This is a genomic window from Saccharibacillus brassicae, assembly GCF_006542275.1.
In the GTDB taxonomy this organism is placed as follows: domain Bacteria; phylum Bacillota; class Bacilli; order Paenibacillales; family Paenibacillaceae; genus Saccharibacillus; species Saccharibacillus brassicae.
Window position 1 is genome coordinate 857,563 of sequence record NZ_CP041217.1, and the last position, 26,020, is coordinate 883,582.

A 26,020-nucleotide genomic window follows, 5' to 3' on the forward strand; every position below is an offset into this window, starting at 1 on the left:
AAATGGAGGCTGTCCAAGTGTCCGCTGCTTTTTTCTCTTCTTCCGGCTCCGAGCCGTTTGCCGCGTTCGCGCCCGCCCATCTGCTCGCGCTGGCACTGTTCGTACTCGCAGCTTCGCTGCTGTTCGCCTTCCGCCGGCGTATTCGCTCAAGTCCCCGGCTGACGCTCGGCCTGCGCCTTGCGCTGCTGGCCGCGCTTGCGGCGTCCGAAATATCCCTACATATCTGGTATGTGACGCAGGACGCCTGGAACGCCCGCTTCACGCTGCCGCTTGAGCTGTGCAGCCTGATGCTGCTTGCCGCGATCCTCATGCTGATTACGCGCAGCCGGTTTCTGGCCGGACTACTCTTTTTCGCCGGGATCGGCGGCGCGCTGCAGGCACTGATCACGCCGAACCTGGCGTACGCTTATCCGCATTTTCGCTTCGTGCAATTTTTCGTAGCCCATGCAGCCATTATCTTGTCCGCGCTGTACATAGTCTGGATCGAGCGTTTCCACGCGACGTGGAGAACGGTGCTGACGGCTATGCTGTCACTGAACGCCATCGCGCTTGCCGTCTACGTGCTCGACGGGCTGCTCGGCGCCAATTACATGTTTTTGCGCGGCAAGCCGGACACGCCGTCGGTGCTCGACCTGTTCGGCGACTATCCGCTGTATCTGATCGCGGAAGAACTGCTCGCGCTGCTTACGTTCACGACGCTGCACCTGATCTTCTTCGTTATTCCGGATGCGCTGCGGCGCGGACGGGGCTGACGCTTCGGAGCCGCGATGCACGCCGTGATCAGAGCAGCGATTCCGCGCCGTCGACGTAGATCTCGGTGCCGCTGACATGCGAAGACTCGTCGGAAGCGAGGAACAGCACGAGCTTGGCGACTTCTTCCGGCTTGCCCGGTTTGCCTTTGAGTGGATGGCTGCCTTCCGGATATTCGACCGGAATCGCGATTTCTTGCAGGTCGTCGCTCGGGAACGTATTTTTGCCGATATTCGTGTCGATTGCGCCCGGGCAGATAACGTTGACCCGGATTTTGTACCGGCCGAGCTCAAGCGCCGCCATTTTGGCAAAAGCGACCTGTCCGGCTTTGGAAGACGAATACGCCGCGAAGCCGGTGCCGGAAAAGTCGCGGTTGCCGTTGATCGAGCTTGTGATCACGACGCTGCCTCCTTCTTTTTTCAAAAAAGGAATAGCGTATTTGACCGTGGCGAACGTGCCGCGCAGATTGGTCTCGAGCGTCTTGTTCCAGTCTTCGATCTCCATCGTCTCGATCGGGGCCGCCGCTCCGTTGATGCCGGCGTTGGCGAACACGACGTCGATGCGTCCCCAGGCCGCGCCGACTTCTCCGATTGCCCGGCGTACCGATTCCGGGTCCGACACGTCGCATTCCAGCACAAGCGCTTCGCCGCCGGCCTGCTCGATCTCCCGCTTCGTCTCCTGCGCCGTATCCGACGTCAGCTCCAGAACGGCCACTCTGGCCCCTTCCTGCGCGAAGCGAATCGCGCTCGCTTTGCCGATCCCCGAACCCGCTCCCGTTACTACCGCCACTTTGCCTGCCAATGCTTTTGTCGTCATGCTGCGTCTCCTCCTCGGTTCCATTCGTATTGGGCTGGATCGATTTGCTGTATGGACTTGCTGCATGGATTTGTTTTCCATTATCTATTGCGTAACCGCCCCGCTTTTCCGTGAAACCGCTTCGAAAACACAAAACCGAAAATGTTTTCCGAATCCGCGGTTTACGGTTGAACATTCCAAAACGATGTGCTAAATTAAAAAGAGCAGTTTGAGACTGAGTCTCATTCTCCCGAGAGTGACTCTCATTATCTTGACAATGAAATTCATTATCCAGACAATGACTATCATCCTCACTAAAACCGAACATTCCGAGCGTTTTTTATAAATAATATTCATATTTTTTTAAAAACGCGGGTTGCGGACCCGCTTATTCGTGTTATATTGGTTTTACAAGATTTGTTGCCCTGACAGACGGTTCGCAGCAAAAAAACCAATATAAACGGAGGTTATCATCATGTCTGATATCAAATGCCAAGTTTCGGATTGCACCAACTGGGACGACAACACCTGCACAGCCGAGAAGATCGAAGTCGTCTTCGCTCCCGACCACACGGCGGAATGCACGACGTTCGAAGAAAAGCAGACCGCGTAATTCAAGTCTCTGACCGAACGCAGCTGTTCATCGCCTGCACGCCATACGAAAAAGCGGTCCCCTTACCGGGGACCGCTTTTTTTGCGTATGGATACGGAATGCGCGATCGGAATCCGCGATCGGGACAATCGGCTGCTGCGCTTACAGCGGTTCCGGCGCCGCGTCGGCGCGGTCGCCGTCCAGCCGGTATACGGCCGATTGGTACGGCAGCAGATGCAGCCGGTATTGGCCCGCGCTCAGCCGGAACGGAGCGCCTGCCCCGGCGCTGCCCGCATGCGCCGGAGCGCTGCCGAGCAGCAGCTCGCCCGCTTCGGCGAGTCTGGCCCATTCGGCGTTGACCGGGCATTCCCGGGGCTCGGCCGAGAAATTGACCAGCATCATCCAGCGCTCCCCTTCCGCTTCGCGGATATAGGCGAAGATCCAGTCGTCTTCCAGCGGAAGCATCGTCAGGTCGCCGTGCGCCGGCACGGGAGACTGCTTGCGCAGTTCGATCAGCCGGCGGTAATGGTGGAACACGGAATTCCGGTCGGCGCGTTCGTCTTCCGCGTTCGCTTCGACCCCGTCCGGCGACAGCGGAATCCACGGCGTGCCGGTCGTGAATCCGCGCCGCTCGCCGCCGGTCCAGTGCATCGGCGAACGCGCGCCGTCCCGGCTGCGCGCATGCAGGCTGCGCAGTACGTCTTCCGGCGCTTCGCCTTCGTCCGTGCGCCGCTTGTACGCGGCGACCGTCGCTTTGTCGCGATAATCGTCCGGCGAGCCGTAATTGGCGTTCGGCATGCCCAGTTCTTCGCCCTGATACACGAGCGGGGTGCCGGGCAGCGTATGCAGGAACGTGCCGATCGCTTTGGCCGCCGCCTGGTTCAGGTCGCCGGCCTGCGCTTCGGACTTCCCGGCCGCGCCGCCGAACAAAGTCCCGATCATGCGCGGATGGTCGTGCGTGTTCAGGTAAGTGGCGTACGCGCCCTGCCCGAACACTTCCGCGTGCCAGCGGACGACGCTCTCCTTGAGCGTCACGGGCGACCAATCGGGATCGATTTTCCACGGATTGCCGAAATCTTTGCCCAGCCGGATCAGCTCCATCTGAAGCACCATATCCATTTCGCGCCGCTCCGGCGCCGTGTAGCGGACGACTTCGTCCATCGTGACCGTCGGCGCTTCGCCGAGCGACAGCGTGCCCGGATACCGGCCGAACGTCTCTTCGTGCAGCTCGCGCAGCATCTCGTGAATACGCGGACCGTTTTTGTAAAACTGCTGCCCTCTCGGGTGACGGGCTTCTTCCGGCGCATTCGGAAAAGACGGGTCTTTCGAAATCATGTTGATCGCGTCCAACCGGAACCCGTCCACGCCTTTGTCGAGCCAGAAGCGGATCATTTCGTACAGATCGCGGCGCATGTCCGCGTTTTCCCAATTCAGGTCGGGCTGTTTTTTATCGAAAATATGCAGGTAGTATTCGCCCGTCGCTTCGTCGAGCTCCCAGGCCGATTCTTCGGAGAAGGAACGCCAGTTGTTCGGTGGTCCTCCGTCTTCGCCCGGCGGCTTCCAGATATAGTAATCACGATACGGATTGTCGATAGACGACCGGGACGCTTCGAACCACGGATGTTCGTCCGACGTATGGTTGATGACCATGTCCATAATCAGCCGGATGTCGCGCTCGTGCAGCTTGGCGATCAATTCTTCGAGCTGCTCCATCGTGCCGTACGCGTCGTGAATCTTATAGTAATCGCGAATATCGTAGCCGTTGTCTTCCATCGGCGAATCGCATACCGGTCCGATCCAGACGGCGCCGACGCCGAGTTCCGCCAAATAATCTACTTTTTCCAGCATGCCGCCGAGATCGCCCCAGCCGTCGCCGTCGCTGTCTTTGAAGCTTGGCGGATACAGCTGGTACAGCACGCTTTCCTTCCAGTCATCGCCGCTGCCCGGCTGTTCGCGTTCCCCTGTTCGTTTTTGCTGCTGCGACTCCATCGCGCTCCTCCTTCTTGCCGCGGCCTGCCGCCTGCATAGACGTCCGGGCCGGGCTGCTTGTGTCCAAGTACCTACCTTTAGGGGATAACCGCAAACGCGCGACTTTAAACAAAAGGCACGGCAGCGATCGCGGTTTGCGCCGCGGTTCGAAATTCATGTCGCGATATTGAACAGGAAATGTCGCGACGTTTTAGTGAATTCGGAAGAACGCTATGCTATTTTAAGGAGGGAAATGTCAGAATTTTAGATACGGATTACAGGAGGACGACACATTGACGATTCGCATAGGCAAAGCCAGTCTCTGGCACGTGCACGCCTGGGATTATATCGGTCAGGCTCAAGAACACGGCGATACGGAAATAACGGCCGTCTGGGACGAAGTGCCGCAGCGCGGACGCGAAGCGGCCGAGAAACTCGGCGTGCCTTATTACGAGACGCTTGAAGACATGCTGTCTTCCGGCAGCGTGGACGCGGTGATCGTCGACGCGCCGACGAACCGCCACAAAGAAGTGATCGTCGCGGCGGCGCGGGCGGGCAAGCATGTGTTTACGGAAAAAGTCATTGCGACGACCGCGGCGGAGACAGCGGACATCGTGGCCGAAATCGAACGTGCCGGCGTCAAATTGACCGTCTCGCTGCCGCGCCTGAACGACGGCTACACGCTTGCGATCTCGGACATCCTCGAACGCGGGCTGCTCGGCCGGGTCACGTACGTGCGGGTGCGGCTCTCCCACGACGGGGCGCTGGCCGGCTGGCTGCCCGAACACTTCTACGATGCCCGGCAGTGCGGCGGAGGCGCGCTGATCGATCTCGGCTGCCACCCGATGTACCTGTCCGCCCTGTTCCTCGGCGAACCGGTCACCGGCGTCAGCGCAAACTTCGGCTATGTCACGGACCGCGAAGTCGAAGACAATGCCCTGGCGACGCTGTTCACGGCCTCCGGCGCGATCGCTTCGGTCGAAGCGGGCTTCGTCAACGCGCATTCGCCGTTCACGATCGAAGTGCACGGCACGGAAGGGACGCTTCTGTACGGCACGCCAGACAGCAAGCTGCTGCTTCGTTCCAAACGCGACGAGAGTCTTGCCGACTGGACCGAGCAGATTCTGCCGCCGAATCGGGAGAGCGCTTTCGAGCAGTGGGTGCGGCATATTCAGACCGGTACGACCGCTGCGGAAAACATGGCCGCGGCCGTCGAACTCTCTTCGCTGATGGAAGCTTCCAACCGTTCCGCGCGCGAAAAACGCGTCGTGTCGCCGAGGGAGCTGGATCTGTAGATGACAGTACGTTTCGCGCGCGCCGGGTTCCCTTACGAAGCCATGTTCGACAAAGGGGACATTCTGGAGCGGCTTGATATTGCGGTCCATTGGGGCCATTACGAAATCCGCGTGCTGCGCTTCCATCTGACGTCGTTCGAGCCGGGGCGCATCATCAATTTCCATAATCATTCGACGTACGAGTTCCATTTCATTCCGCGCGGAGCGGGCCGGGTCATTCTCGGCGACCAGCCGCACTCGCTGTCGGAAGGGCTGCTGTATCTGACCGGGCCGGGCGTCATGCATTATCAGGAAGCCGACGGCGCCCAGGCGATGGACGAGCTGTGCCTGCACGTCGATATCGTGCGCCGGCCCAATCCTTCCGTCGATCCGTGGGAAGCGGCGGAAGCCGAAGAATGCATGCAGAAGCTCAATGCGCTGCCGCTGCGTCCCGCCGCCGACAGCCACGGCGCCATGCCGTGCTTCCTGCAGGCGTACGAAGCGTGCGAGAGCAAACGGATCGGCTATTATACCGATATCCGCATGCAGGTGATCGGCATTCTGCTCAAAACGATTCAGGCGTACGATTCCGGCGATACCGGCACGGAAGCGCCCAGCCGCGACATGGCGGCTTACCGTTACGATTACGCTGTCCGCTACATGGAAGCGAATTACACGTCCGGCCTGCGGTTGGAAGACGTCGCGGAGAAGCTGGATCTCAGCCCGCGGCAGCTGCAGCGCATTTTCCGCGGCGTCGATCGCGAGCGGCCGTTCAGCCGCGTGCTGGAAGACATCCGTCTTCAGGCCGTCTGCGACCGGCTGCGGACCGGCAGCTTGTCGATCGAGCGGATCGCGGAACTCGAAGGCTTCTCGACCGCCGCTTACCTGCATACCGTTTTTCGCAAACGAATGGGGTCGTCCCCGTCCGTCTACCGCAAAGCCAAGCAATCCGAGCTGCACCGGCATCCCGCCGACACGCCGCCCGGACAGATCGACCACTCCCCAAACGAGGTGAATATCTATGAGCCAAACGTATAAAATCGGCATCGTCGGCTGCGGCGGAATCGCCAACGGCAAACATCTGCCGAGCCTGAGCAAATTGAACAACGTCGAACTGGTCGCTTTCTGCGATCTGGTGCCGGAACGCGCAGCCGAAGCGGCATCCCGATACGGAGCCGAAGGCGCCGCCGTCTATACCGATTACGCCGAACTGCTGCGCGACGCTTCGATCGATATCGTGCACGTCCTGACGCCGAACGAATCGCATGCGACGATCTCGATCGCCGCGCTCGAAGCGGACAAGCACGTCATGTGCGAAAAACCGATGGCCAAAACGGCCGCCGAAGCGCGCCGCATGGTACAGGCGGCGGAGCGCAGCGGCAAAAAGCTGACGATCGGCTACAATAACCGGTTCCGCCCGGACAGCCAGCATCTGAAAAAAGCGTGCGAAGCCGGCACGCTCGGCCATATCTACTACGCCAAAGCCCACGCGATCCGCCGCCGCGCGGTTCCGACCTGGGGCGTATTCCTCGACGAAGAGAAGCAGGGCGGCGGCCCGCTGATCGATATCGGCACCCACGCGCTCGACCTGACGCTGTGGATGATGGACAATTACAAGCCCAAAGTCGTGCTCGGCACGAAGTACCACGAGCTGTCCCAACGCGAGAACGCGGCCAACGCCTGGGGACCGTGGAACCCGGCCGAATTCAAGGTCGAAGATTCGGCGTTCGGCATGATCGTCATGGAGAACGGCGCGACGGTCACGCTGGAATCCAGCTGGGCGCTGAACTCGCTCGACGTGGACGAAGCCAAATGCAGCCTGAGCGGCAGCGAAGGCGGCGCGGACATGAAGAATGGCCTGCGCATCAACGGCGAAGAATTCGGCCGACTGTACACGAAGGAAGTCGACCTCTCCGCCGGCGGCGCAGCCTTCTACGAAGGCAGCGCGCAAAGCGATGCCGACGTGGAAATGTTCCGCTGGATCGAAGCGATCCAGCACGACCTGACGCCGACGGTCACGCCGGAACAGGCGTGCGTCGTCTCGGAAATTTTGGAAGCGATCTACGAATCGGCCCGTACGGGCAAAGCGGTGTATTTTGACGAGTCGGAAGGGTAAAGGCCTGCTGAAGCGGCGGGACTGGGGACGCGGCGGCGCGGGTGGCGCGACAGGCACGGGGACGCGGCGGCGCGGGTGGCGCGACAGGCACGGGGACGTGGCGGCGCGGGTAGCGCGACAGGCACGGGGACGTGGCAGCGCGGGGGACGCGACAAGCACGGGGACTCGGCGGCGCGAGTAGCGCGACAGGCACGGTTTATAGGCAAACAAGAAGCAGGCTCTTTGGAAGAGCCTGCTTCTTGTTTTTTCATTATTAGACGATTGTGTAAAAAGAAGATTATCTAAGGGCGGATTTCCCAATTCTAAAGTGGGTGTAGGCAAATTTTGTACTTGCACGTGTTCTTTTCCAAACAGACACGAGAAATAGATGCGTGGGAGCAGCTAATTTCTTCCGTCCGCTAGTACTGTGAGAAATAACTGCGTGAGGGCAGTTATTTTCTTCGGGCCGCCTACGCCGCGAGAAATAACTGCGAGAGAGCAGTTATTTCATCGCTCGGGCAGCGAAAAGCTCTTTTTTCCGCAAAATAAGTGGATCTGTGCAGTTATTTTCGATCCGGGCGGCTTTTGAGCGAAAATAAGTGGATTTACGCAGTTATTGCTGCTGCGGATCAAGATTGAGGAGATCAGACAAAGACTTCACGCTCGATCAGGCCGTCTTCGCACGGAACGTGATCGGGCTGCCGAAGTTTGCGTAACGTCGCAGCCCTGTGCGATCTTCTTCGTTACGGAATACGCCAAAAAAACCCGACTCTCCATATGGAGAGTCGGGTTGTTCGATATTTGGAACGCCGCCTGTCGGGCAGCTCTCCGGCCGCCGCTTAGATGCCTGCGCCGCGGTCTTGGCCGTCTTTTGGCGCTTCGGTGCCGTCATTCGCGCCTTCGCCGGCCTGTTCGTCGGCTGCAGGGCGTTCCCCTTCACCGGCAGTGTGTTCGGACTCCGGCTGCTGCGAAGCCCGGCGCTGCGCGCCTTCGCCGTCGGCGTGATCGGAGCCGGCCGCGCTCGGCTGTGCCGGTTCGCTGTAGCCTTCGTCGGCCTGAACAGACGACAGTTCGGCTTCGGAGACCCGAGCGAACTGGGCTTCCGCTTCGGCCGCTGCATCCGTGACGTGCGGATCTGCCGAGGCCGCTTCCGCGCCTTCGACATTCGGCCCGGTCGAGCCGTGCTCGTCAGCCCGAGCCGGATCTTCAGTCAGATCCGCCGATTCGGCTTGTTCGGTCCGATCCGCGCCTTCGATCCGACCTGCCTGTTCGGCCTCGTCCGTCCAATCGGCCTCTTCGACCCAATCCGACTGTTCACCATCCTCAGCCTGATCCACCTCTTCGACCCAATCCGCCTGTTCGGCCGCTTCGGTTCGATCAGCGCCTTCAACCCAGTCCGCCTGTTCGCCCTCCTTGGCCCGGCCGAAATCTCCGCTCTCCCCGGCTGCATCGCCGGTTCCCGCTTCGCCATCTCCGCCCGTGTCTTCAACCCGGTCTCCAGTCGCCTCGCCGACTCCATCTCCGCCCGCGTCTTCAACCCGGTCTCCAGTCGCCTCGCCGACTTCATCTCCGCCCGCGTCTTCAACCCGGTCTCCAGTCGCCTCGCCGACTTCATCTCCGCCCGCGTCTTCAACCCGGTCTCCGGTCGCGTCGCCGTATCCAGTCGCCTCGCCGACTTCATCTCCGTCTCCGCCCACTTCGCTATCCGATTCGCGATCCGCCGCCGCTTCCGCAGCTTCGGCCGCTCGGGCCGCCTGCTCCGCGCGCTCGTCGGCTTCGAGCTGCCAGCGCTCGAACTTCTCCTGCTCCGCCGGAATATCGGCTTCGTTCAGCGCTTCGGCGGAGACGCGGAATTCGCCGCTGCGAATCCGGATGCGGACCCAGCCTCCGGTAATGACGCCGAGGTCGATGTAGCGGTCGGCGGCGATGTCTTTTTTCTCCCATTCTTCATGCCGGACGATAAAGCCGAGGCTCGCAGCATCGGGTGCCACTTCCAGCAGCACCGACGCCACGCCGCCCTGCTCGCCGAGGAAATCGACGCGCCGGCTGCCGAAGGAAGCGCCCCACATCCACAGATTCCAGCCCGCGTAATCGAGATCTTCGCGCTCGTATTCCAGAATGAGCTTGCGCGGCGTATATTCGCGCACTTTCAGCGCCAGCTGCGCCTGCACGCCGTCGCCGGACACCGAGATAACCGCGCGGCCCGGGCGCATGCCCGTTACGCGGCCGGCCTGATTGACGGTCGCGATGCCGACATCGCTCGAACGCCATTCCAGGCGCGAAGCGGACATCGGGTTGCCGAACGGATCTTTCGGTTCGGCCCGCAGCTTGAGGCTGCGCCCGACGTACAGGCGGCGCACTTCGTCTTCCATGGCGATGCCGAGCTGGTGCAGCGTGCGGCGCTCGATCAGAATCGCCGTGCTGCTCTGCATATCGCCGCAGACCGCGGTGATCAGCGCCCGGCCCTGCCCGATCGTCCAGGCCGAACCGTCGCGCCGGATGATGATCTTCTCGGGATCGGAAGACAGGTACGAGACCGGCACTTCGGGCATGCGGCGCCCGCGCTGATCCCGCACGGTCGCGTGCAGGAACACTTTCTCGCCGGGCTGGACAACGCCCGGCATGTTTTCCCATTCGAGCTGCGCCGGCTCCGGCACGTAATCGTCTTCTTCGTCGTACAGCACCAGGCTCGACAGCGGCGGCACGCTTATGTAATCGCCCGTCTCGCCCAGCACCTGCGTGCCGGCCCGGCGTCCGTCGACGACGATCTTCCACGGCCGTCCGCGCGCCGGCAGTTCGATGCCCTGCTCCGATTCCGTCGCGTTGTGCACAACGGCGATCGTCCGCCACAAGTCGCCGCCGGCATGGTCGTTCAGCGTAAAGCCGACCACTCCGCCGTGCATGCGGAACACGTCCATATGTTTTTCGATATCGCCGCGCGTCTTGAGGCGGAACGCCCGGTGCGAGCGTCTCAGCTCGATCAGTCCCCGGATATAATCCGTGACCGGATAGAACCGGTCTTTGTTGTTCCAGCGGATCGCGTTGACCGCGTCCGGGCTGCGATAGCTGTTATGGTCGCCGAATTTGCTGCGCAGCAGCTCGTCGCCCGCGCTGATAAACGGAATGCCCTGCGAAGTGAGCACGAGCCCGTAGGCGAGCAGCTGTCTTTTGACCAGATCATGTTCCAGCGGATCTTCGCCGAGCATACGGTGCGGATCGCAGGCCGCGACCGCTTCGGCCGCCGTCTGGCCCGACGCCGGCTTGCCGTTGTCGAATTCGATCAGCCCCGCCGCTTCCCACTGTCCGCGCGACTTGACCAGCTTGTCCCACAGAATCAGGTTGTCATGCGCAGTGACGTAATTGACGCTCTCCGCCGGTTCCGCCGCGAAATCGTGGACCGATCCGCGCAGTCCCTGCGCAACCTCGCCTTCCTTGCCGGGCGCGCCGCTGATAAAGCCGGTTCCCCAGCCGTCGCCGTCGCCTTTGAGCGCGTTGCGGAAGTTGTCGTTGAACACGGCGAAGCCTCCGCCCTGCTGGGACCCTTTGAGCGTCAGCTCGCGCAGCGGCGAATCCAGCGCGGTCCACGGCTCGCCGTAGATCAGAATCGTCGGATCGACTTTCTCGTGCAGCACCGACGCGACCGTGCGCATCGTCGTCGTGTCGATCAGGCCCATCAGGTCGAACCGGAACCCGTCGATATGGTATTCTTCCGCCCAGTACAGCAGCGAATCGAGAATGTATTTGCGCACCATCGGGCGTTCGGTCGCCAGTTCGTTGCCGACGCCGGAACCGTTGCTGAGCTGCCCGTATTTGTTGAACCGGTAATAATAGCCCGGCACCACCGGATCGAACGGCCCGTCTTCGACCGAAAACGTATGGTTGAACACGACGTCCACGACGACGCGGATGCCCCGGGCATGCAGCGCCTGTACCATCTTTTTCAACTCGCGGATCCGGGCTTCCGGATTGTGCGGGTCGGACGAATACGAACCTTCCGGCACGTTGTAGTTTTGCGGATCGTACCCCCAGTTGTACGCATCGGGCGTCACGTCGCATTCGTTGAGCGTGCAGTAATCGTACACGGGCAGCAGATGGACGTGCGTCACGCCCAGTTCTTCCAGATGGTCGATCCCGATCTTGCGGCCTTCACGGGTCCGGATGCCGCTCTCGGCAAACGCCAGATACTGGCCGGAATGGTTCATCTTCGCGTCTTCCGAAGAAGAAAAGTCCCGCACATGCAGCTCGTAGACGACCGAATCGACCGCATGCCGAAGCGGCGGGCGAAGATCGTTCTCCCAATTCTCGGGATCGGTACGCTTCATGTTGACGATCGCGCCGCGCTGGCCGTTGGCCGACGAAGCTTTGGCGTACGGATCGACCACGTACCGGCTGTTCTCGTGTTCGCCGATTTTGTACGTAATGTGATAGAGGTAATAATGTCCTTCGAGATCGCCCGGCACGACGATGCTCCATACCCCGTACTCGTCTTCTTCCATCGTCAGTTCGCGTCCGCCGGAATGGTCGGTCACCCGCCCGTCGGCTCCGTACGTGCCCGCGTCTTCGTAAATCGCGATCCGCACCTGTTCCGCGCCGGGCACCCACACCTTGAACGTGCAGTACTGCGGCGAAAACGTCAGTCCCAAATCCCCGTAGGGATAAGCTTCGAAATCGGGACAGTCCAGCGTATCGTTAAAGTTCAGCATATCGGTCATATCCCTTCCCCCTCGCTCCAAAATCTTGTTTGTCCATGCGATATTGCGGGCATGCGGCGCAGCGGCTGCGCACGCCGCCCGGCTTCCTAGTTATATTGGACGCAAATCGCCTAACGGACGCACTTTTTCTACACTTTTTGCCTAAAAAAAACCTCCTGCGCCTATGAAAAAACGGAGTGTCGTCGACACTCCGTTCTTTTGCCGCGGTCTTCGGACCGCCGTTACGGGTTGAGGCGCAGCCCCAAAATGACGAGATCCCGTTCCACTCCGTCCAATACGGCCACGCGCGGCAGATTGCCCCACGATTCGAACCCGTATTTTTGCAGCAGTCTCAAGCTCGGCACATTATGTCCGAACACGAAGCCGAGCAGCGTATTCACGCCGAGCGCCGGACTTTCCGCGATCGCTTTCTCCAGCAGGCGGCTGCCGGCTCCGGTGCCGCGCAGCGCCTCGTCGACGTAAATGCTCACTTCGGCGGTGGCGTCATAAGCGGGACGGCCGTAGAACGATTGCAGGCTGATCCACGCCGCGACGCGGCCGTCGCGCCGCATGACCCAGAGCGGGCGCCGGGCCGGCTCGTGCTCTTCGAACCAGGCGTGGCGGCTCTCGACCGTGATCGGTTCGAGATCGGCCGTCACCATGCGTCCCGCTATCGTCGAATTGTAAATGTCCACGATGGCCGGCAGGTCTTCGAACGCGGCCAGTTCGATCGCCGGCACCGGGCCGGATGATTGCGGGTCAACTGCCGCTAACTTGGCTGCTGTTGGATCGGATGCCGGTTGACCGGATGCCGCTTCTTTGGATGTCGTCATGTCTTTTCCCCCATCGTCGTATGGGCCGATCGGAATCGGCCGTCAAAATTTGGACTTCCCCCGTTTGGACTTTGCTTGGCTTGGCTTGGCTGCACCCCGTTTGCTCCGAAGAACCGTTGTGCGTAACTGGACACCCGCTGCACCGCTCGACGTCAGAATCAACGTTAGCCTCCATGCCGCGGGCCGATTTTCACAGACCGACTTCGTGCTCGCTCCAGGCCCACAGGCGCGCGGCCGTCTCGTCGTCTTCCGCTTTGCGGTCCAGACGATTGGGGCGGCTCCGGTAAAAGTATTCCCGCGAAATGCCTTCCACTTCCGGGCTGTCCGCCAAATAAACGGCCGTCGAAGCGCCTTCTTCCGGCGTCTGGAACGAAGGCATCCGCCCGAGCGCCCGATACACGCCCTGCCCGAAGCCTGTTCCGCGGTTGACGCCGAGCTGCGTCAGCACGGCTCCCGGATGCAGCGAGTTGACGGCGACGCCGTCCGCATACAGGCGCAGCGCCAGCTCGCGCGCGAACAGGATATTCGCAAGCTTGGACTGGCCGTACGATTTGACCACATTGTATCCGTCCCGCAGATGCGGATCTTCGAAATGGATACGCCCCGCCTTGTACGCGCCGGACGCCACGACGACAATCCGGCCTTCGGCCGGCTTGATCAGGTCCAGCAGCAGATTCGTCGCCAGAAAATGGCCCAGATGATTGACGCCGAGCGCAAGCTCGAAGCCGTCCTTCGTCTCCTGCCGCTTGGGGCTGACGACGCCCGCGTTGTTGATCAGCACGTCGAGCGACGAAATACGCCCGTGCACGTCGTCGGCAAAGCGGCGGATCGAAGCCAGATCGGCCAGATCGCACAGCACAAGTTCCGCCGAGCCGGGTCCTCCGGACTGCCCAATCCGCGCCAGCGCTTCTTCCCCGCGTTCCCGGCTGCGGCATGCCATAAGCACGCGATACCCTTTTTGGACCAGACCGGCGGAAGTCGCCAAGCCCATGCCCGAATTCGCTCCCGTTACGAGCGCCGTTTTGTCCGTCAATCCGTTCGCCTCCTTCGCACTTCTCCAGTTTGTGTCGGAACGGTGTTCGCTTACTGTCCATCATAAACCAGGGCGCCGGTCCGTGACAATTGGATAAACGACAAAAAAGCCCGCGACCGCCGCGCAGGCTTCAAACCTTGGCTACTCTCCCCACAGCAGGTCGACGAACTCGTCGAACGAATCGGCGACAGGCAGCAGTTCTTCGCCGTCCATGAGCCAAATATAGATCCGGCCCAAGTCGGCACGTTCGCCGAGCGCGATCAGAAACGAACTGCCTCCCTGATCGTGCGCGAACGGAAACAGACCTTCCAGCTGCGGGAAAGCTTCCAGCAGATCGAGATACAGCGTCTCCGCCGGCAGAGTGCTGTATCGGATCGGTTCGAACCCGCCGAAAGCCATCCGCTGCCGCTCCATCCGCTCTTCCGGCAGGTAGCCTCCGTTGAACTTCAAATATTGCGTCCTAAAAGAAAGCGGGAACGCAAAGCCGAACCGCCGCTCCAGCGCGTCCAGATCGGCGGCCGAGATCGGCGCTTCGCTTTCTTCCAGCCTTATCGGGGTTGTCATCCCGAATCAGTCGGCCTGCTCGGCTTCGTACTGCTCGGGCGTCAGCAGACCGGCAAGCAGCCCTTCCGCCGCGCCGTCCGGCTCGATTTCGATCATCCAGCCTTCGCCGTACGGTGCGCCGTTGACGAGTTCCGGTTCGGTCTCAAGCGCGCCGTTGACCGCCGCGATCGTGCCGCCGACCGGACAGAACAGGTCGGAGACCGTTTTGACCGATTCGATCGAACCGATACTGCCTTCCGCTTCAACCGCCGCGCCGGCTTCCGGCAGTTCGACGAACACGATATCGCCCAGTTGATGCTGCGCAAAATCGGTAATGCCCAGACGCAGATTGCCGTTTTCCAGCTTTTCCACCCATTCGTGATCTTTGGTATAGTACAAACCCGCTTTGACTTCGCTCATTGTAAGTTCGCTCCATTTCGGTGTATTGCCGAACATTCGGCTGATGTGCTCTTTGCGTTGTTCGGGAATTTTCAATGCTTTTAGCTTACGGCAGCCTATTTGACGTGTCAATGTTCCTCACAATATTTTTTGGACTACGTAAAGTTTTGTTGACAACGGGGTGCCGCATCCCTTAATAATTAGGATAAAGCATTTGATCCGCATTTGGCAAAACACGAACGTTCGACGATTGACGCATAGGCGAGTGAAAGCATAGGGAGAGAGCACCGGAAGCGAGAATGGCTTTGCGGGTGCCGCCGAAGGAGTAAACCGAACATTGGAGCAAGGTCTATGGACCTCGCGTCAAGCGGTGAATCTCTCAGGCAAAAGGACCTGTGCCGGACGCCACTCTGGAGAGCATCCGCGCAGCCGGAATTTTCGAACCCGGACCGCAGGCGGATCACCCAAGGGGAAACCTGCTGCATGTCCCGATCGCACTTGATCGGAATTCGGCGGCGGGGTAACTCTCAGGTATCAAGGACAGAGCCCTTTCGATCAGGCCCTTTTTTCGCTTCGGCGACCTAAAGAGCCGGTCTTTGGGGACCTGTCCTTTTTCGCGCCATCCAACACCAAATCCGATTTCCGAAGGAGACTCTTACACGATGACTTCTCTCAAGCGTACCCCGCTCTACCCGCTGTATGCGGAGACCGGCGAACCCCGCTGCATCGATTTCGGCGGCTGGGACCTGCCCGTTCAGTTCTTCGGCATTCAAAAAGAACACGAAGCCGTGCGAGAACGTGCGGGATTGTTCGACGTCTCGCATATGGGCGAATTCATGCTCAGCGGCGAAGGCGTCGAAGACTTCCTATCGGTCCTTACGACCGGCGATATTCGATCGCTGGCAGACGGGCAAGCGGTCTATACGTTCATGTGTTACGAAAACGGAGGCGTCGTGGACGATCTGCTCGTCTACCGGATCGGCGCAGAACAGTATATGCTCGTCGTCAATGCCGGTAATATCGACAAAGACGCGCAGTGGATCCAGTCGCATCTGCCCGAATCGGTCGAATTCCGCGACGCTTCGGAAGGCACCGCGCTGATCGCGCTGCAAGGTCCGGCTTCGCTGGAAATTCTCAAGCAGGTGTGCGCCGAGCCGGCGCTCGACGAGCTCAAGCCGTTCCATTTCATCGCGACGAACGCGTTCGAAGGCCCGGCGGCTTATGTGTCCCGCACCGGCTATACCGGCGAAGACGGATTCGAGATCTACGCCGCTCCCGAATCCGCCGGGGCAATCTGGCGCGATCTGATCGCCGCCGGCGAACCGTTCGGGCTGCTGCCGTGCGGGCTCGGCGCCCGCGACACGCTGCGCTTCGAAGCCAAGCTGCCGCTGTACGGGCAGGAGCTGTCGGCGGACATCACGCCGCTTGAAGCCGGCCTCGGCTACTTCGTCAAGCTCGGCAAAAGCGACTTCATCGGCCGCGCAGCGCTGGCCGCCCAGAAAGAAGCCGGCGTGCCGCGCAAGCTCGTCGGCCTGGAGATGATCGACCGCGGCATCGCGCGCTCGCATTACCCCGTCTTCGCCGCAGGACGCCGGATCGGCGAAGTGACGACCGGCACGCAGTCGCCGACGCTCAAACGCAATCTGGCGCTGGCGCTGATCGACGCGGAATTCGCGGCGATCGGCACGAAGATCGAAGTCGAGATCCGCGGCAAGAAGCTGCAGGCCGAAGTCGTCAAAGCTCCTTTTTACAAAAACACCCCGGCGCACAAAGCGCTTATTCAACATAGCCCGTCCGACAACGCCCCATCCGAAAAAGGAGTGAATACGCCTTGAAAAAGCACCGTTATATTCCGATGACCGAGCAGAACGAACGCGACATGCTCGCCGCCGTAGGCGCGCAGAGCATGGAGGACCTGTTCGTCGACATTCCGAAAAACGTCCGTTACGAAGGCACGCTGCCGATGTCCGGCGCTCTGGACGAAGCGGCGCTGCTGCGCCATATGACGCAGCTCGCCGGCAAAAATGCCGACAGCGACCGCTACGCCAGCTTCCTCGGAGCCGGGCTGTACGATCACCAGGTTCCGGTCGTCATCAACCACGTCATCTCGCGCTCGGAATTTTATACGGCCTACACGCCGTACCAACCGGAAGTGAGCCAGGGCGAACTGCAGGCGATCTTCGAGTTCCAATCGTACATCTGCGAGCTGACCGGCATGGAAGTCGCCAATGCCAGCATGTACGACGGCGCGACGGCGATGGCCGAAGCGGCTTCGCTCGCAAGCGGCGCCACCAAACGCAAAAAGATCATTATTGCGAGCACGGTGCATCCGGAGACCCGGGCGGTCGTGCGCACGTACGCGTACGGACTCGGCATCGAAGTGGTTGAAGCCGGCTTCGAGAACGGCGTGACCGACCTGAAGCAGCTGGAAAACATGATCGACGACGATACTGCGGCGGTACTCGTCCAGTCGCCGAACTTCTTCGGCGCTGTGGAAAACGTCAAAAGTATCGGCGAACTCGTCCATGCGCAAAAAGGACTGCTGGTCGTCAGCGCGAACCCGCTGTCGCTCGGCCTGCTGGAAGCGCCGGGCCGGCTCGGTGCGGACATCACGGTCGGCGACGCGCAGCCGCTCGGCATCTCCGGTTCGTACGGCGGACCGACCTGCGGCTACTTCGCCGTCTCCAAAGCGCTTATGCGCAAAATTCCCGGCCGGATCGTGGGCCAGACGACCGACAAAAACGGCAAGCGCGGCTTCGTGCTGACGCTTCAGGCGCGCGAGCAGCATATCCGCCGCGACAAAGCGACGTCGAACATCTGCTCCAATCAGGCGCTGCTCGCTTTGTCCGCTTCGGTCTACCTGTCCGTTATGGGCCGCCAGGGCATGATCGACGTCTGCGACCTGAATCTCAAAAAAGCCCATTACGCCGCCAAGCAGCTCGGTTCGATCCATGACGTGGAGCCCGCTTTCACTTCGCCGTTCTTCAACGAGTTCGTGCTGAAGCTGCCGGAAGGCACAGATATCGACGCCCTGAACGAAAAGCTGCTGGAAGAAGGCTTCATCGGCGGCTATAACCTGTCGCGCGAGTATCCGGAACTGGGCAGCGCCCTGCTGATCGCCGTCACCGAAAGACGTTCCAAGGAAGACATCGACCGCTTCGCGGAAATTTTGGAGGGAAGTCTATGAACACGAGCCTCGATCTGACGACGCCGACAGGCCTCGACGCCAAAGAAGATTGCGCCCTGATTTTCGAACTCAGCACCCCCGGCCGCGTCGCCTATTCGCTGCCGGACTGCGACGTGCCGGTCAGCGAAGAAGAAGCCGCGGACTGGCTCCCGGCCGAATTCAAGCGCAGCGATGCCGCCGCTCTGCCGGAAGTGTACGAAGTCGACGTGATCCGCCATTACACGGGATTGTCCCGCCGCAACTTCGGCGTGGACAACGGCTTCTATCCGCTCGGCTCCTGCACGATGAAATACAATCCGAAGATCAACGAAGACGTGGCCCGCTACGCCGGCTTCGCCAAGATCCACCCGTATCAGCCGGTGTCGAGCGCGCAGGGCGCGCTTGAGCTGATGTACACGCTCCAGAATGACCTGGCCGCGCTGACCGGCATGGACGCCGTTACGCTCCAGCCGGCCGCCGGCGCGCACGGCGAATGGGCGGGCCTGATGATGATCCGCAGCTATCATGAAGAACGCGGCGAACATCAGCGCACCAAAGTAATCGTGCCGGACTCTTCGCACGGCACCAATCCGGCGAGCGCGACCGTGGCCGGCTTCGAGACGGTGACCATTCCGTCGAACGCCAAAGGCATGGTCGATCTCGACACGCTGCGCGCCGCCGTCGGTTCCGACACGGCCGCTCTCATGCTGACCAATCCGAGCACGCTCGGACTGTTCGAAGAACAAATCGTCGAAATCGCGCAGATCGTGCACGAAGCGGGCGGCCTGCTCTATTACGACGGCGCCAACTCCAACGCGATCATGGGCATTACCCGCCCGGGCGACATGGGCTTCGACGTCGTGCATCTCAACTTGCACAAAACGATGAGCACGCCGCACGGCGGCGGCGGTCCCGGCGCGGGTCCGGTCGGCGTCAAGTCGATCCTGATCCCGTACCTGCCGGCTCCGGTCGTCGAGAAGCTCGAAGACGGCTCGTACGATTTTGCCGCCGCGTCGCCGACTTCGATCGGCCGCGTCAAAGCGTATTACGGCAACTTCGGCATTCTCGTGCGCGCGTACGCCTATATCCGCACATACGGCCCGGACGGCCTGCGCCGCGTCTCCGAATGCGCCGTGCTCAACGCCAACTACATGATGGCCCGCCTCAAAGACCATTACGAAGTGCCGTTCGCCGGCCCGTGCAAACACGAATTCGTCATGAGCGGCAGCGGCCTGAAAAAATACGGCGTGCGCACGCTGGACGTCGCCAAGCGGCTGCTCGATTTCGGGTATCACCCGCCGACCATCTATTTCCCGCTCAACGTCGAAGAGTGCATCATGATCGAGCCGACCGAGACGGAAAGCAAAGAAACGCTCGACGGATTTATCGACACGATGATCCGGATCGCCCGCGAAGCCGAGGAAAATCCGGAACTGCTGCTGAATGCGCCGTACACGACACCGGTTACCCGTCTCGACGAGACGAACGCCGCGCGCAAACCGGTGTTGAACTGCGCCTGCAGCTAAGCCGATCCCGAATCCTGCGTGTGTATATCCCTTTCTCCCCCGCCGCTTTCCGGACTTTTCCGGAAAAGCGGCTTTTCTTTTGCCACGCCCCGCTTCATAATAGAAGAAGGTCCGCCTGTTGCGTCCAAGACGCAAAGCCGGCGGCCTTTTCCGTTTCACCCCAACACATTTTGAGGAAGCCGAGGGATCTCACGATTATGTCACTCACAGATAAAGGTTACCGAATCACCATGGACGATATCGTCCGCGAAGGTCATGACATTTTGCGCCGCAAGGTAGCGGAAGTGAAATTCCCGCTCTCCGATGCGGACCGCAACGCGATGGACGCCATGATGCGTTATCTCGAAGAAAGCCAGGACGACGAACTGGCCGAGCAATACGGCCTGCGCGCCGGCGTCGGCATCTCCGCCAACCAGGTTGGCCTCGACCGCCGCATGTTCGCCGTGCTGTTCACAGACATCATGGAAGACGAAGAAGAGAATCCGACGCTGTACGCCCATAAGCTGTTCAATCCGAAAATCGTCAGCCATTCGGCGGCGATGACGTATTTGCCGGACGGCGAAGGCTGCCTGTCCGTCGACCGTCCGGTCGAAGGCATCGTGCCGCGCTACGAGAAGATCAAGCTCAAAGCGTACGACGAGAACGGCAAGGAAGTGCTGCTGAAGCTCAAAGGCTATCCCGCGATCGTCATGCAGCATGAACTGGATCACCTGAACGGGGTCATGTTCTACGACCATATTAACGAAAGCGATCCGCAGGCGGAGCCCAAAGGCGTAAATATTCAGAGCCTGTGGTAAGCGGCGGGGAACCGGCAGAAGTCTGCCGGTTCTTTTTTTGCGGAAAAATAAACAAGCTTGCGGATATTTCCGCGGCAAACAAAAAAATCCGGCTCCCACAGGGAACCGGACGGACGCAGCTTCGGCGTGCCAAGATGCTCGGCGAACACGCCGGAGCAACAGAGATCTTGCGGATCGAACGAATGGTACGAAATACGTGAAAACGATCGTTAGACTTGGATCGCTTCGACAAGAGCGACGACTTCTTCAGCCGTGCCGCATTCCAGTGCCTTCGCGGCCAGTTCCTGCATGTCCGCACGGGACAATTTGGAGATCTGGCTGCGCGCCGGCAGGATGGACGTGGCGCTCATGCTGAATTCGTCGAGGCCAAGACCGAGCAGCAGCGGAATAGCGACGGAATCGCCGGCCATTTCGCCGCACATGCCGGCCCATTTGCCTTCTTTGTGCGCCGCTTTGATAACCATGTCAACCAGGCGCAAAATAGCGGGGTTGTAGGGCTGATACAGGTACGAGACGCGTTCGTTCATACGGTCCGCGGCCATCGTGTACTGGATCAGGTCATTGGTGCCGATGCTGAAGAAATCGACTTCCTTCGCGAATTGGTCGGCCAGTACGGCGGTCGAAGGAATTTCGACCATGATGCCGAGCTGGATATGGTCGGCGACGGCTACGCCTTCGCCGATCAGGTTCGCGCGTTCTTCTTCAAGCAGCGCCTTCGCGTCCCGGAACTCGACGAGTGTCGCGATCATCGGGAACATGATGCGCAGATCGCCGTGTACGCTTGCGCGCAGCAGCGCTCTGAGCTGGGTGCGGAAGATGTCCTGACGATCCAGGCACAACCGGATCGCGCGGAAGCCGAGGAACGGATTCATCTCTTTCGGCAGATCGAGATAAGGCAGTTCCTTGTCGCCGCCGATGTCGAGCGTACGGACGACGACCGGCTTGCCGGCCATTTTCTCCAGCACGGTCTTGTATGCGTTGTACTGCACGTCTTCGGACGGAAGCTTGTCGCGGCCCATGTACAGGAATTCGGTCCGGTACAGACCGACCGCTTCGCCGCCGTTATCGATCACGCCGGCCACGTCGTTCGGCGTGCCGATGTTGGCTGCCAGTTCGACGTGGACGCCGTCGGTCGATACGGTCGGCTCTTCGCGCAGCTTGCGCCATTCGGCGCGCTGCTCGTCGTATTTGACCTGCTTGTCGCGATATTCGGCTACCACTTCATCGCTCGGATTCACGATGATCTGGCCTTCGAGACCGTCGACGATGACGAGATCGCCCGGCTCTACCTGCTCCAGCACGTTCTTCGTTCCGACTACGGCCGGAATTTCGAGCGAGCGGGCCATGATGGCCGAGTGGGATGTGCGTCCGCCGATGTTCGTCGTGAAGCCTTTGACGTATTTGCGGTTCAGCTGCGCCGTATCCGAAGGCGTAAGGTCTTCGGAGATGACGATCACTTCTTCGCTGATCTCCGCAGGGTTCTGCACGTTCAGACCGAGGAGATGGCCCAAGATGCGCTTGGTCACGTCCTTCATGTCGGCTGCGCGTTCCTGCAGATACACGCTCTTCATGTTCTCGAACATGGAAACGAACTGTTTGGACGTCTCGTTGAGCGCGTAGTCGGCATTGACCTGATCGTTCGTGATCATGTCTTTGACCGGGCTGATCAGCTCGGGATCGTTCAGAATCAGCAGATGCGATTCGAAGATCTCCGCTTTTTGGGCACCGAGTTCCTGAAGCGTACGTTCTTTGATCCGCTCAAGCTCGACTTGCGATTTCGCAAGCGCGTCGTCGAGTTTGGCGATTTCCGCTTCAGCATTTTTAACCGTTTTTTGCGTTACGGTATAATCCGGATGCTCCAGGCGAAACGCTTTAGCGATAGCGATGCCGGCCGAAGCCGCGATTCCGGAAATATTAAGCATTGACTTCGCCCAGACCTTCTCCGACCATAACGTCTTCCAGAGCCTGGAGAGCCGCGCCTTCTTCTTCGCCCTGCGTGATCAGTGTCAGCGTCGATCCTTTTTCCAGACCGAGGGACAGAACGCCCAGAATCGATTTCAGCGTAACGCGTTTGCCGTTGGCTTCCGCGAACGATTCCGTCGATTTGAATTTGTTAGCCGTATTGACAAGCGCCGTTGCCGGGCGAGCGTGGATACCGTCTTCGTCTACGATGTTGAATGTTTTTTCCATGATTGAATTCCTCCAATGTCTTCTGTTTTTAAAGTAACCATACTTATTATAGCTTACCTGCTTGCATTTTGCACGCTTGCCTACTTTTTGCACGTTTGACTTCTTTTTGCTCGATTACTTGATCGAAACGATGTTTTCTTCTCCCGCTTTGACCGTGCCGCTCTTGAGCAGGGTAACCTTGGCGCCTTCCGGCAGGTTGGAGAAGATAACCGGAGTCATGATCGAAGGGGCATGTTCCTGCACGTAAGCCAGGTCGACTTCGAGAATCGGCTGTCCGGCCATGACGGCATCGCCCTCCGCTACCAATACATTAAACCCTTGGCCTTTAAGTTTAACGGTATTGACGCCGATATGGACCAGAATTTCTTTGCCGCCTTCCGACATGATACCGATCGCATGCTTGCTCGGGAACACGTTGAAGATCGTTCCGTTGACCGGCGACACGATATTTCCGTCCGAAGGCAGCACCGCGAATCCGTCGCCCGTCATGCGCTGCGAGAAGACCGGATCGGGTACGTTGGAAATGTCCTGCAGTTCGCCGTTGGCCGGCGACACGATCATTTCTTCGTTCAGCACGTCCACCGCTTGGGCGGCATCTGCGTTTTTCTCGGGAAGTTCCACGGCCGCGGCCGGCGCTTCGACCGGCGTGCGGCCGGACATGATGTCCTGGATCTGCGATTTGATCGTATCGGAACGGGTGCCGAAGATTGCCTGGATGTTGTTGCCGACTTCCAGCACGCCTGCGGCGCCGAGCGTCTTCAGGCGGTCTTTGTCGACGCTGCCGACGTTGTTGACCTGAACGCGAAGACGCGTGATGCAGGCGTCCAGGTTGGAGATGTTCTCGCGTCCGCCGAGCGCCGACAAGATGTTCTGCGGCAGTTCGCCGGCCGTGCCTTTGCTCGCCGAAGCGTTCGCCGACTCTTCGGTCGGTTCTTCGCGGCCCGGCGTCTTGAGGTTGAACTTGCGGATCGCGAAGCGGAATCCGAAGTAGTAGATGACCGCCAGCACGAGGCCGACGATGATGACGTTCCACCACGGCGTACGGTTCTGCAGTACCCCGAACAGCAGGAAGTCGATCAGGCCGCCGGAGAACGTCATGCCGATATGCACGTCGAGCAGCTGCATCGTCATGAACGACAGACCCGCGAAGATAACGTGAATACCGAACAGGATCGGAGCCACGAACAGGAACGAGAATTCCAGCGGCTCGGTAATACCGGTCAGGAACGAAGTCAGCGCCGCGGAACCCATAATGCCGGCTACGTACTTCTTGTGTTCCGGACGGGCTTCATGGTAGATCGCCAATGCCGCAGCCGGAAGGCCGAACATCATGAACGGGAATTTGCCGGTCATGAACATGCCGGACGTGAATTTGACGCCGTCGCGCATCTGCGCCATGAAGATCCGTTGGTCGCCGCGGAACACTTCGCCCGCTTTGTTGACGTATTCGCCGAATTCGTACCAGAAAGGCGAGTAGAAAATGTGATGCAGGCCGAACGGGATCAACGAACGTTCGATGACGCCGAAGACGAACGCCGACAGCGTCGGGTTGCCGTTGATCATGACGTTCGACAGCGAGTTCAGGCCGTGCTGGATCGGAGGCCAGATGATGACGAGCAGCAGGCCGACCAGAATCGACATCGCGGCCGTCATGATCGGAACGAAACGTTTGCCGGCGAAGAAGCCGAGATACGACGGCAGTTCGATCCGGAAGAACCGCTTGTACATGGCCGCGGCCAATATACCGATAATGATACCGCCGAACACCCCGGTCGATAACGTCGGAATGCCGAGCACGCTCGCATAGCCGAGACCCGCTTCGCTGGTCAGCGCCGGCGTTACGCCGACGACGACGCCAAGCGTCACGTTCATGATCAGGAAGCCGACGATAGCCGCGAGGCCCGCGACGCCTTCGCCGTCACACAAGCCGACGGCGACGCCGACCGCGAACAGCAGCGGCAGATTGGCGAAGACGATGTCGCCCGCCTTCATCAATACGGTCGCTACCGACTGTACCCACTGGACGTCCAGCATGGGAGCCAGTTCCAGGAAGTCGGGGCTGACCAGCAGCGTGCCGATCGCCAGCAGCAGACCTGCCGCAGGCAGGATGGCGACGGGCAGCATGACCGCTTTGCCGACCCGCTGCAAAAGTCCAAACAATTTCTTGAACATCGATGCGCAACTCCTCTTGTTGTGTATTTGATTTTCTTTGTTTTCGACCGATCCCGAACGAAAGTGCCTTCGGAAGACGCAAAAAAGGCATGAACGCACGAAAAATAAAAGGAATACTCTCCTGCACGGACCCCCGGGTATAGATCGGTCCTGTTCAAGAGTATGCGTTTTATTCTCCGTATCGATTCATGCCTGATCGTATCAGTGACACATCGTTACAAAGATCGTTTTAAGTTGGCTTACGTCGGTCATTATAGCAAAGCGCCAAGAGCTTGGCAAGCCCTTTCACACCCAAAATTTATAACGCTTCTTTGTCGGCCAGACGCTGCAGATGCACGGTCAAATAGCTGGATTCGGCTTTGTATACCGGCAGGCCCAGCCTTTTCTCCATCACTTTGGTCAGCTTCCAGGCGAGCGAATACATCTCCGGGTACTCGCGCGCGAGCAGTTCTTCCAGCCGGTTGGTGGACCGGACTTCCTCTCCGCGGCATACCCGTTCGATCGCGAAGCGCAGATGGGTCAGCAGGCGCGAATAATCGAGGCTGCCCCGGTTCAGGCCGCCTTCGATATTCTGTTCGATCAGATCGACCAGATCCGAGATCAGCTCCGAATGTCCCCGCACTTCGCCGATCGGCCGGTTCGTGATCGCGCTGTGGATATGCAGCGCCACGAAGCCGACTTCGTCGGGGCCGAGCGACGTGCCCAGCCGGTCTTCGATCAGCCCCACGACGTATTCGGCCAGCTCGTATTCTTCCGGGTAGATCTCTTTGGTCTCGTACAGAAACGGATTCTGGAACATGATGCCCTGCTCGATCCGCTTGAGCGCAAACGCGATATGGTCGGTCAGCGCGACGTGGATATGCTCGTTGAGCGGCGAAGCGCTGCGCGCGCCGATCGTCTGGATCGCTTCGTTCATCACTTCGATCAGCTTCTCGTCGACCTGCGGCAGCAGCTGCTTGTACTGCTCCTGCTCGCGCCGGCTGCGCAAAATAAACATTTTCTCGGCCGCTTCCGGCTCGATCGAATCCCGCTCCGCCCGTCCGAATCCGATCCCTTTTCCGATCGCGACCACTTCGCCGTACTGCGGATCGTCCGCAATAATGACATTGTTGTTCAATACTTTGGACACCAGCATCCGCTTGATTCCGCTCCTTCTCGTTTCCGGGCCGCGAGGCCCGGGAACCCCGTTATTTTGA

20 protein-coding genes and 1 riboswitch are annotated in these 26,020 nt (G+C 60.0%); of the genes, 9 read left to right on the top strand and 11 right to left on the bottom strand.

Features of this window, described 5'->3' with window-relative positions:
- Positions 1-17: 17 nt before the first annotated feature.
- Positions 18-752, top strand: coding sequence for a YwaF family protein (locus FFV09_RS03430; RefSeq protein ID WP_141446381.1), 735 nt, complete (start codon positions 18-20; stop codon positions 750-752).
- Positions 753-780: 28 nt separating this feature from the next.
- On the opposite strand, the gene FFV09_RS03435 is transcribed toward FFV09_RS03430, so the two are convergent.
- Positions 781-1,566, bottom strand: a complete 786-nt coding sequence (locus tag FFV09_RS03435; protein ID WP_141446382.1) for an SDR family oxidoreductase — start codon at positions 1,564-1,566, stop codon at positions 781-783.
- 454 nt (positions 1,567-2,020) lie between these two features.
- Between FFV09_RS03435 and FFV09_RS03440 the strand changes: the two genes are divergently transcribed.
- Positions 2,021-2,158: a DUF1540 domain-containing protein gene (locus FFV09_RS03440; RefSeq protein WP_202111955.1), complete on the top strand. Its 138-nt coding sequence runs from the start codon at positions 2,021-2,023 to the stop codon at positions 2,156-2,158.
- Positions 2,159-2,299: 141 nt separating this feature from the next.
- Here FFV09_RS03440 and FFV09_RS03445 read toward each other — a convergent pair whose 3' ends face one another.
- Entirely contained in the window at positions 2,300-4,126 is a 1,827-nt protein-coding gene (locus FFV09_RS03445) for a glycoside hydrolase family 13 protein (RefSeq protein WP_141446384.1), read from the bottom strand.
- Positions 4,127-4,398: 272 nt separating this feature from the next.
- On the opposite strand from FFV09_RS03445, the gene FFV09_RS03450 reads away from it, so the two are divergent.
- Genes FFV09_RS03450 through FFV09_RS03460 form a run of 3 tightly spaced genes read left to right on the top strand, consistent with a single transcriptional unit; the run spans position 4,399 to position 7,495 of the window.
- Complete coding sequence (locus FFV09_RS03450; RefSeq protein WP_141446385.1) at positions 4,399-5,400, top strand: Gfo/Idh/MocA family protein; 1,002 nt, start codon at positions 4,399-4,401, stop codon at positions 5,398-5,400.
- Complete coding sequence (locus tag FFV09_RS03455; RefSeq protein WP_141446386.1) at positions 5,401-6,417, top strand: helix-turn-helix domain-containing protein; 1,017 nt, start codon at positions 5,401-5,403, stop codon at positions 6,415-6,417. It abuts the gene before it with no gap.
- Positions 6,401-7,495 carry a Gfo/Idh/MocA family protein gene (locus tag FFV09_RS03460; RefSeq protein ID WP_141446387.1) on the top strand — a complete coding sequence of 365 codons (1,095 nt, stop codon included), beginning with the start codon at positions 6,401-6,403 and terminating at the stop codon, positions 7,493-7,495. Before FFV09_RS03455 ends, FFV09_RS03460 begins: the two co-directional genes overlap by 17 nt.
- A gap of 818 nt (positions 7,496-8,313) precedes the next feature.
- On the opposite strand, the gene pulA is transcribed toward FFV09_RS03460, so the two are convergent.
- From pulA to gcvH, 5 genes are all read right to left on the bottom strand, one after another.
- Complete coding sequence (pulA, locus tag FFV09_RS03465) at positions 8,314-12,186, bottom strand: type I pullulanase (RefSeq protein ID WP_246098460.1); 3,873 nt, start codon at positions 12,184-12,186, stop codon at positions 8,314-8,316.
- Positions 12,187-12,407: 221 nt separating this feature from the next.
- Complete coding sequence (locus FFV09_RS03470; RefSeq protein ID WP_246098461.1) at positions 12,408-12,998, bottom strand: GNAT family N-acetyltransferase; 591 nt, start codon at positions 12,996-12,998, stop codon at positions 12,408-12,410.
- 190 nt (positions 12,999-13,188) lie between these two features.
- The gene (locus FFV09_RS03475; RefSeq protein ID WP_141446388.1) at positions 13,189-14,031 is read right to left on the bottom strand and encodes an SDR family oxidoreductase; all 843 of its coding nucleotides are present in this window, start codon (positions 14,029-14,031) and stop codon (positions 13,189-13,191) included.
- Between the two features lie 141 nt (positions 14,032-14,172).
- Positions 14,173-14,595: an SMI1/KNR4 family protein gene (locus tag FFV09_RS03480; RefSeq protein WP_141446389.1), complete on the bottom strand. Its 423-nt coding sequence runs from the start codon at positions 14,593-14,595 to the stop codon at positions 14,173-14,175.
- 6 nt (positions 14,596-14,601) lie between these two features.
- Positions 14,602-14,994: a glycine cleavage system protein GcvH gene (gcvH, locus tag FFV09_RS03485; protein ID WP_141446390.1), complete on the bottom strand. Its 393-nt coding sequence runs from the start codon at positions 14,992-14,994 to the stop codon at positions 14,602-14,604.
- Between the two features lie 244 nt (positions 14,995-15,238).
- A riboswitch (glycine riboswitch) is annotated at positions 15,239-15,378 on the top strand.
- Between the two features lie 257 nt (positions 15,379-15,635).
- Here gcvH and gcvT point away from each other — a divergent pair.
- From gcvT to def, 4 genes are all read left to right on the top strand, one after another.
- Positions 15,636-16,808, top strand: a complete 1,173-nt coding sequence (gene gcvT / locus FFV09_RS03490; protein WP_141446391.1) for a glycine cleavage system aminomethyltransferase GcvT — start codon at positions 15,636-15,638, stop codon at positions 16,806-16,808.
- On the top strand, positions 16,805-18,160 hold the full coding sequence (gcvPA, locus tag FFV09_RS03495; protein WP_281288472.1) for an aminomethyl-transferring glycine dehydrogenase subunit GcvPA: 1,356 nt from the start codon (positions 16,805-16,807) through the stop codon (positions 18,158-18,160). Before gcvT ends, gcvPA begins: the two co-directional genes overlap by 4 nt.
- Positions 18,157-19,665, top strand: a complete 1,509-nt coding sequence (gene gcvPB / locus FFV09_RS03500) for an aminomethyl-transferring glycine dehydrogenase subunit GcvPB (protein ID WP_141446392.1) — start codon at positions 18,157-18,159, stop codon at positions 19,663-19,665. The genes gcvPA and gcvPB overlap by 4 nt, the downstream gene beginning before the upstream one ends.
- Positions 19,666-19,862: 197 nt before the next feature.
- Positions 19,863-20,462, top strand: a complete 600-nt coding sequence (gene def / locus FFV09_RS03505) for a peptide deformylase (protein ID WP_141446393.1) — start codon at positions 19,863-19,865, stop codon at positions 20,460-20,462.
- A 209-nt stretch (positions 20,463-20,671) separates the two neighbouring features.
- Here the strand turns inward: def and ptsP are convergent, their stop codons facing one another.
- From ptsP to glcT, 4 genes are all read right to left on the bottom strand, one after another.
- On the bottom strand, positions 20,672-22,384 hold the full coding sequence (ptsP, locus tag FFV09_RS03510; protein ID WP_141446394.1) for a phosphoenolpyruvate--protein phosphotransferase: 1,713 nt from the start codon (positions 22,382-22,384) through the stop codon (positions 20,672-20,674).
- Entirely contained in the window at positions 22,377-22,652 is a 276-nt protein-coding gene (locus FFV09_RS03515; protein ID WP_141446395.1) for an HPr family phosphocarrier protein, read from the bottom strand. The genes ptsP and FFV09_RS03515 overlap by 8 nt, the downstream gene beginning before the upstream one ends.
- 114 nt (positions 22,653-22,766) lie before the next feature.
- On the bottom strand, positions 22,767-24,824 hold the full coding sequence (gene ptsG, locus FFV09_RS03520) for a glucose-specific PTS transporter subunit IIBC (RefSeq protein WP_141446396.1): 2,058 nt from the start codon (positions 24,822-24,824) through the stop codon (positions 22,767-22,769).
- A 298-nt stretch (positions 24,825-25,122) separates the two neighbouring features.
- Positions 25,123-25,968: a glucose PTS transporter transcription antiterminator GlcT gene (gene glcT, locus FFV09_RS03525; protein ID WP_141446397.1), complete on the bottom strand. Its 846-nt coding sequence runs from the start codon at positions 25,966-25,968 to the stop codon at positions 25,123-25,125.
- Positions 25,969-26,020 lie beyond the last annotated feature (52 nt).

Bases quoted from the DNA above. Each gene is read 5' to 3' on its own strand.
- FFV09_RS03470 (WP_246098461.1), bottom strand. From the start codon at position 12,998: ATGACGACATCCAAAGAAGCGGCATCCGGTCAACCGGCATCCGATCCA.
- gcvH (WP_141446390.1), bottom strand. From the start codon at position 14,994: ATGAGCGAAGTCAAAGCGGGTTTGTACTATACCAAAGATCACGAATGG.
- ptsG (WP_141446396.1), bottom strand. From the start codon at position 24,824: ATGTTCAAGAAATTGTTTGGACTTTTGCAGCGGGTCGGCAAAGCGGTC.
- FFV09_RS03515 (WP_141446395.1), bottom strand. From the start codon at position 22,652: ATGGAAAAAACATTCAACATCGTAGACGAAGACGGTATCCACGCTCGC.
- FFV09_RS03445 (WP_141446384.1), bottom strand. From the start codon at position 4,126: ATGGAGTCGCAGCAGCAAAAACGAACAGGGGAACGCGAACAGCCGGGC.
- FFV09_RS03460 (WP_141446387.1), top strand. From the start codon at position 6,401: ATGAGCCAAACGTATAAAATCGGCATCGTCGGCTGCGGCGGAATCGCC.
- ptsP (WP_141446394.1), bottom strand. From the start codon at position 22,384: ATGCTTAATATTTCCGGAATCGCGGCTTCGGCCGGCATCGCTATCGCT.
- def (WP_141446393.1), top strand. From the start codon at position 19,863: ATGTCACTCACAGATAAAGGTTACCGAATCACCATGGACGATATCGTC.
- gcvT (WP_141446391.1), top strand. From the start codon at position 15,636: ATGACTTCTCTCAAGCGTACCCCGCTCTACCCGCTGTATGCGGAGACC.
- FFV09_RS03480 (WP_141446389.1), bottom strand. From the start codon at position 14,595: ATGACAACCCCGATAAGGCTGGAAGAAAGCGAAGCGCCGATCTCGGCC.
- FFV09_RS03435 (WP_141446382.1), bottom strand. From the start codon at position 1,566: ATGACGACAAAAGCATTGGCAGGCAAAGTGGCGGTAGTAACGGGAGCG.
- FFV09_RS03455 (WP_141446386.1), top strand. From the start codon at position 5,401: ATGACAGTACGTTTCGCGCGCGCCGGGTTCCCTTACGAAGCCATGTTC.
- FFV09_RS03440 (WP_202111955.1), top strand. From the start codon at position 2,021: ATGTCTGATATCAAATGCCAAGTTTCGGATTGCACCAACTGGGACGAC.
- gcvPB (WP_141446392.1), top strand. From the start codon at position 18,157: ATGAACACGAGCCTCGATCTGACGACGCCGACAGGCCTCGACGCCAAA.
- pulA (WP_246098460.1), bottom strand. From the start codon at position 12,186: ATGACCGATATGCTGAACTTTAACGATACGCTGGACTGTCCCGATTTC.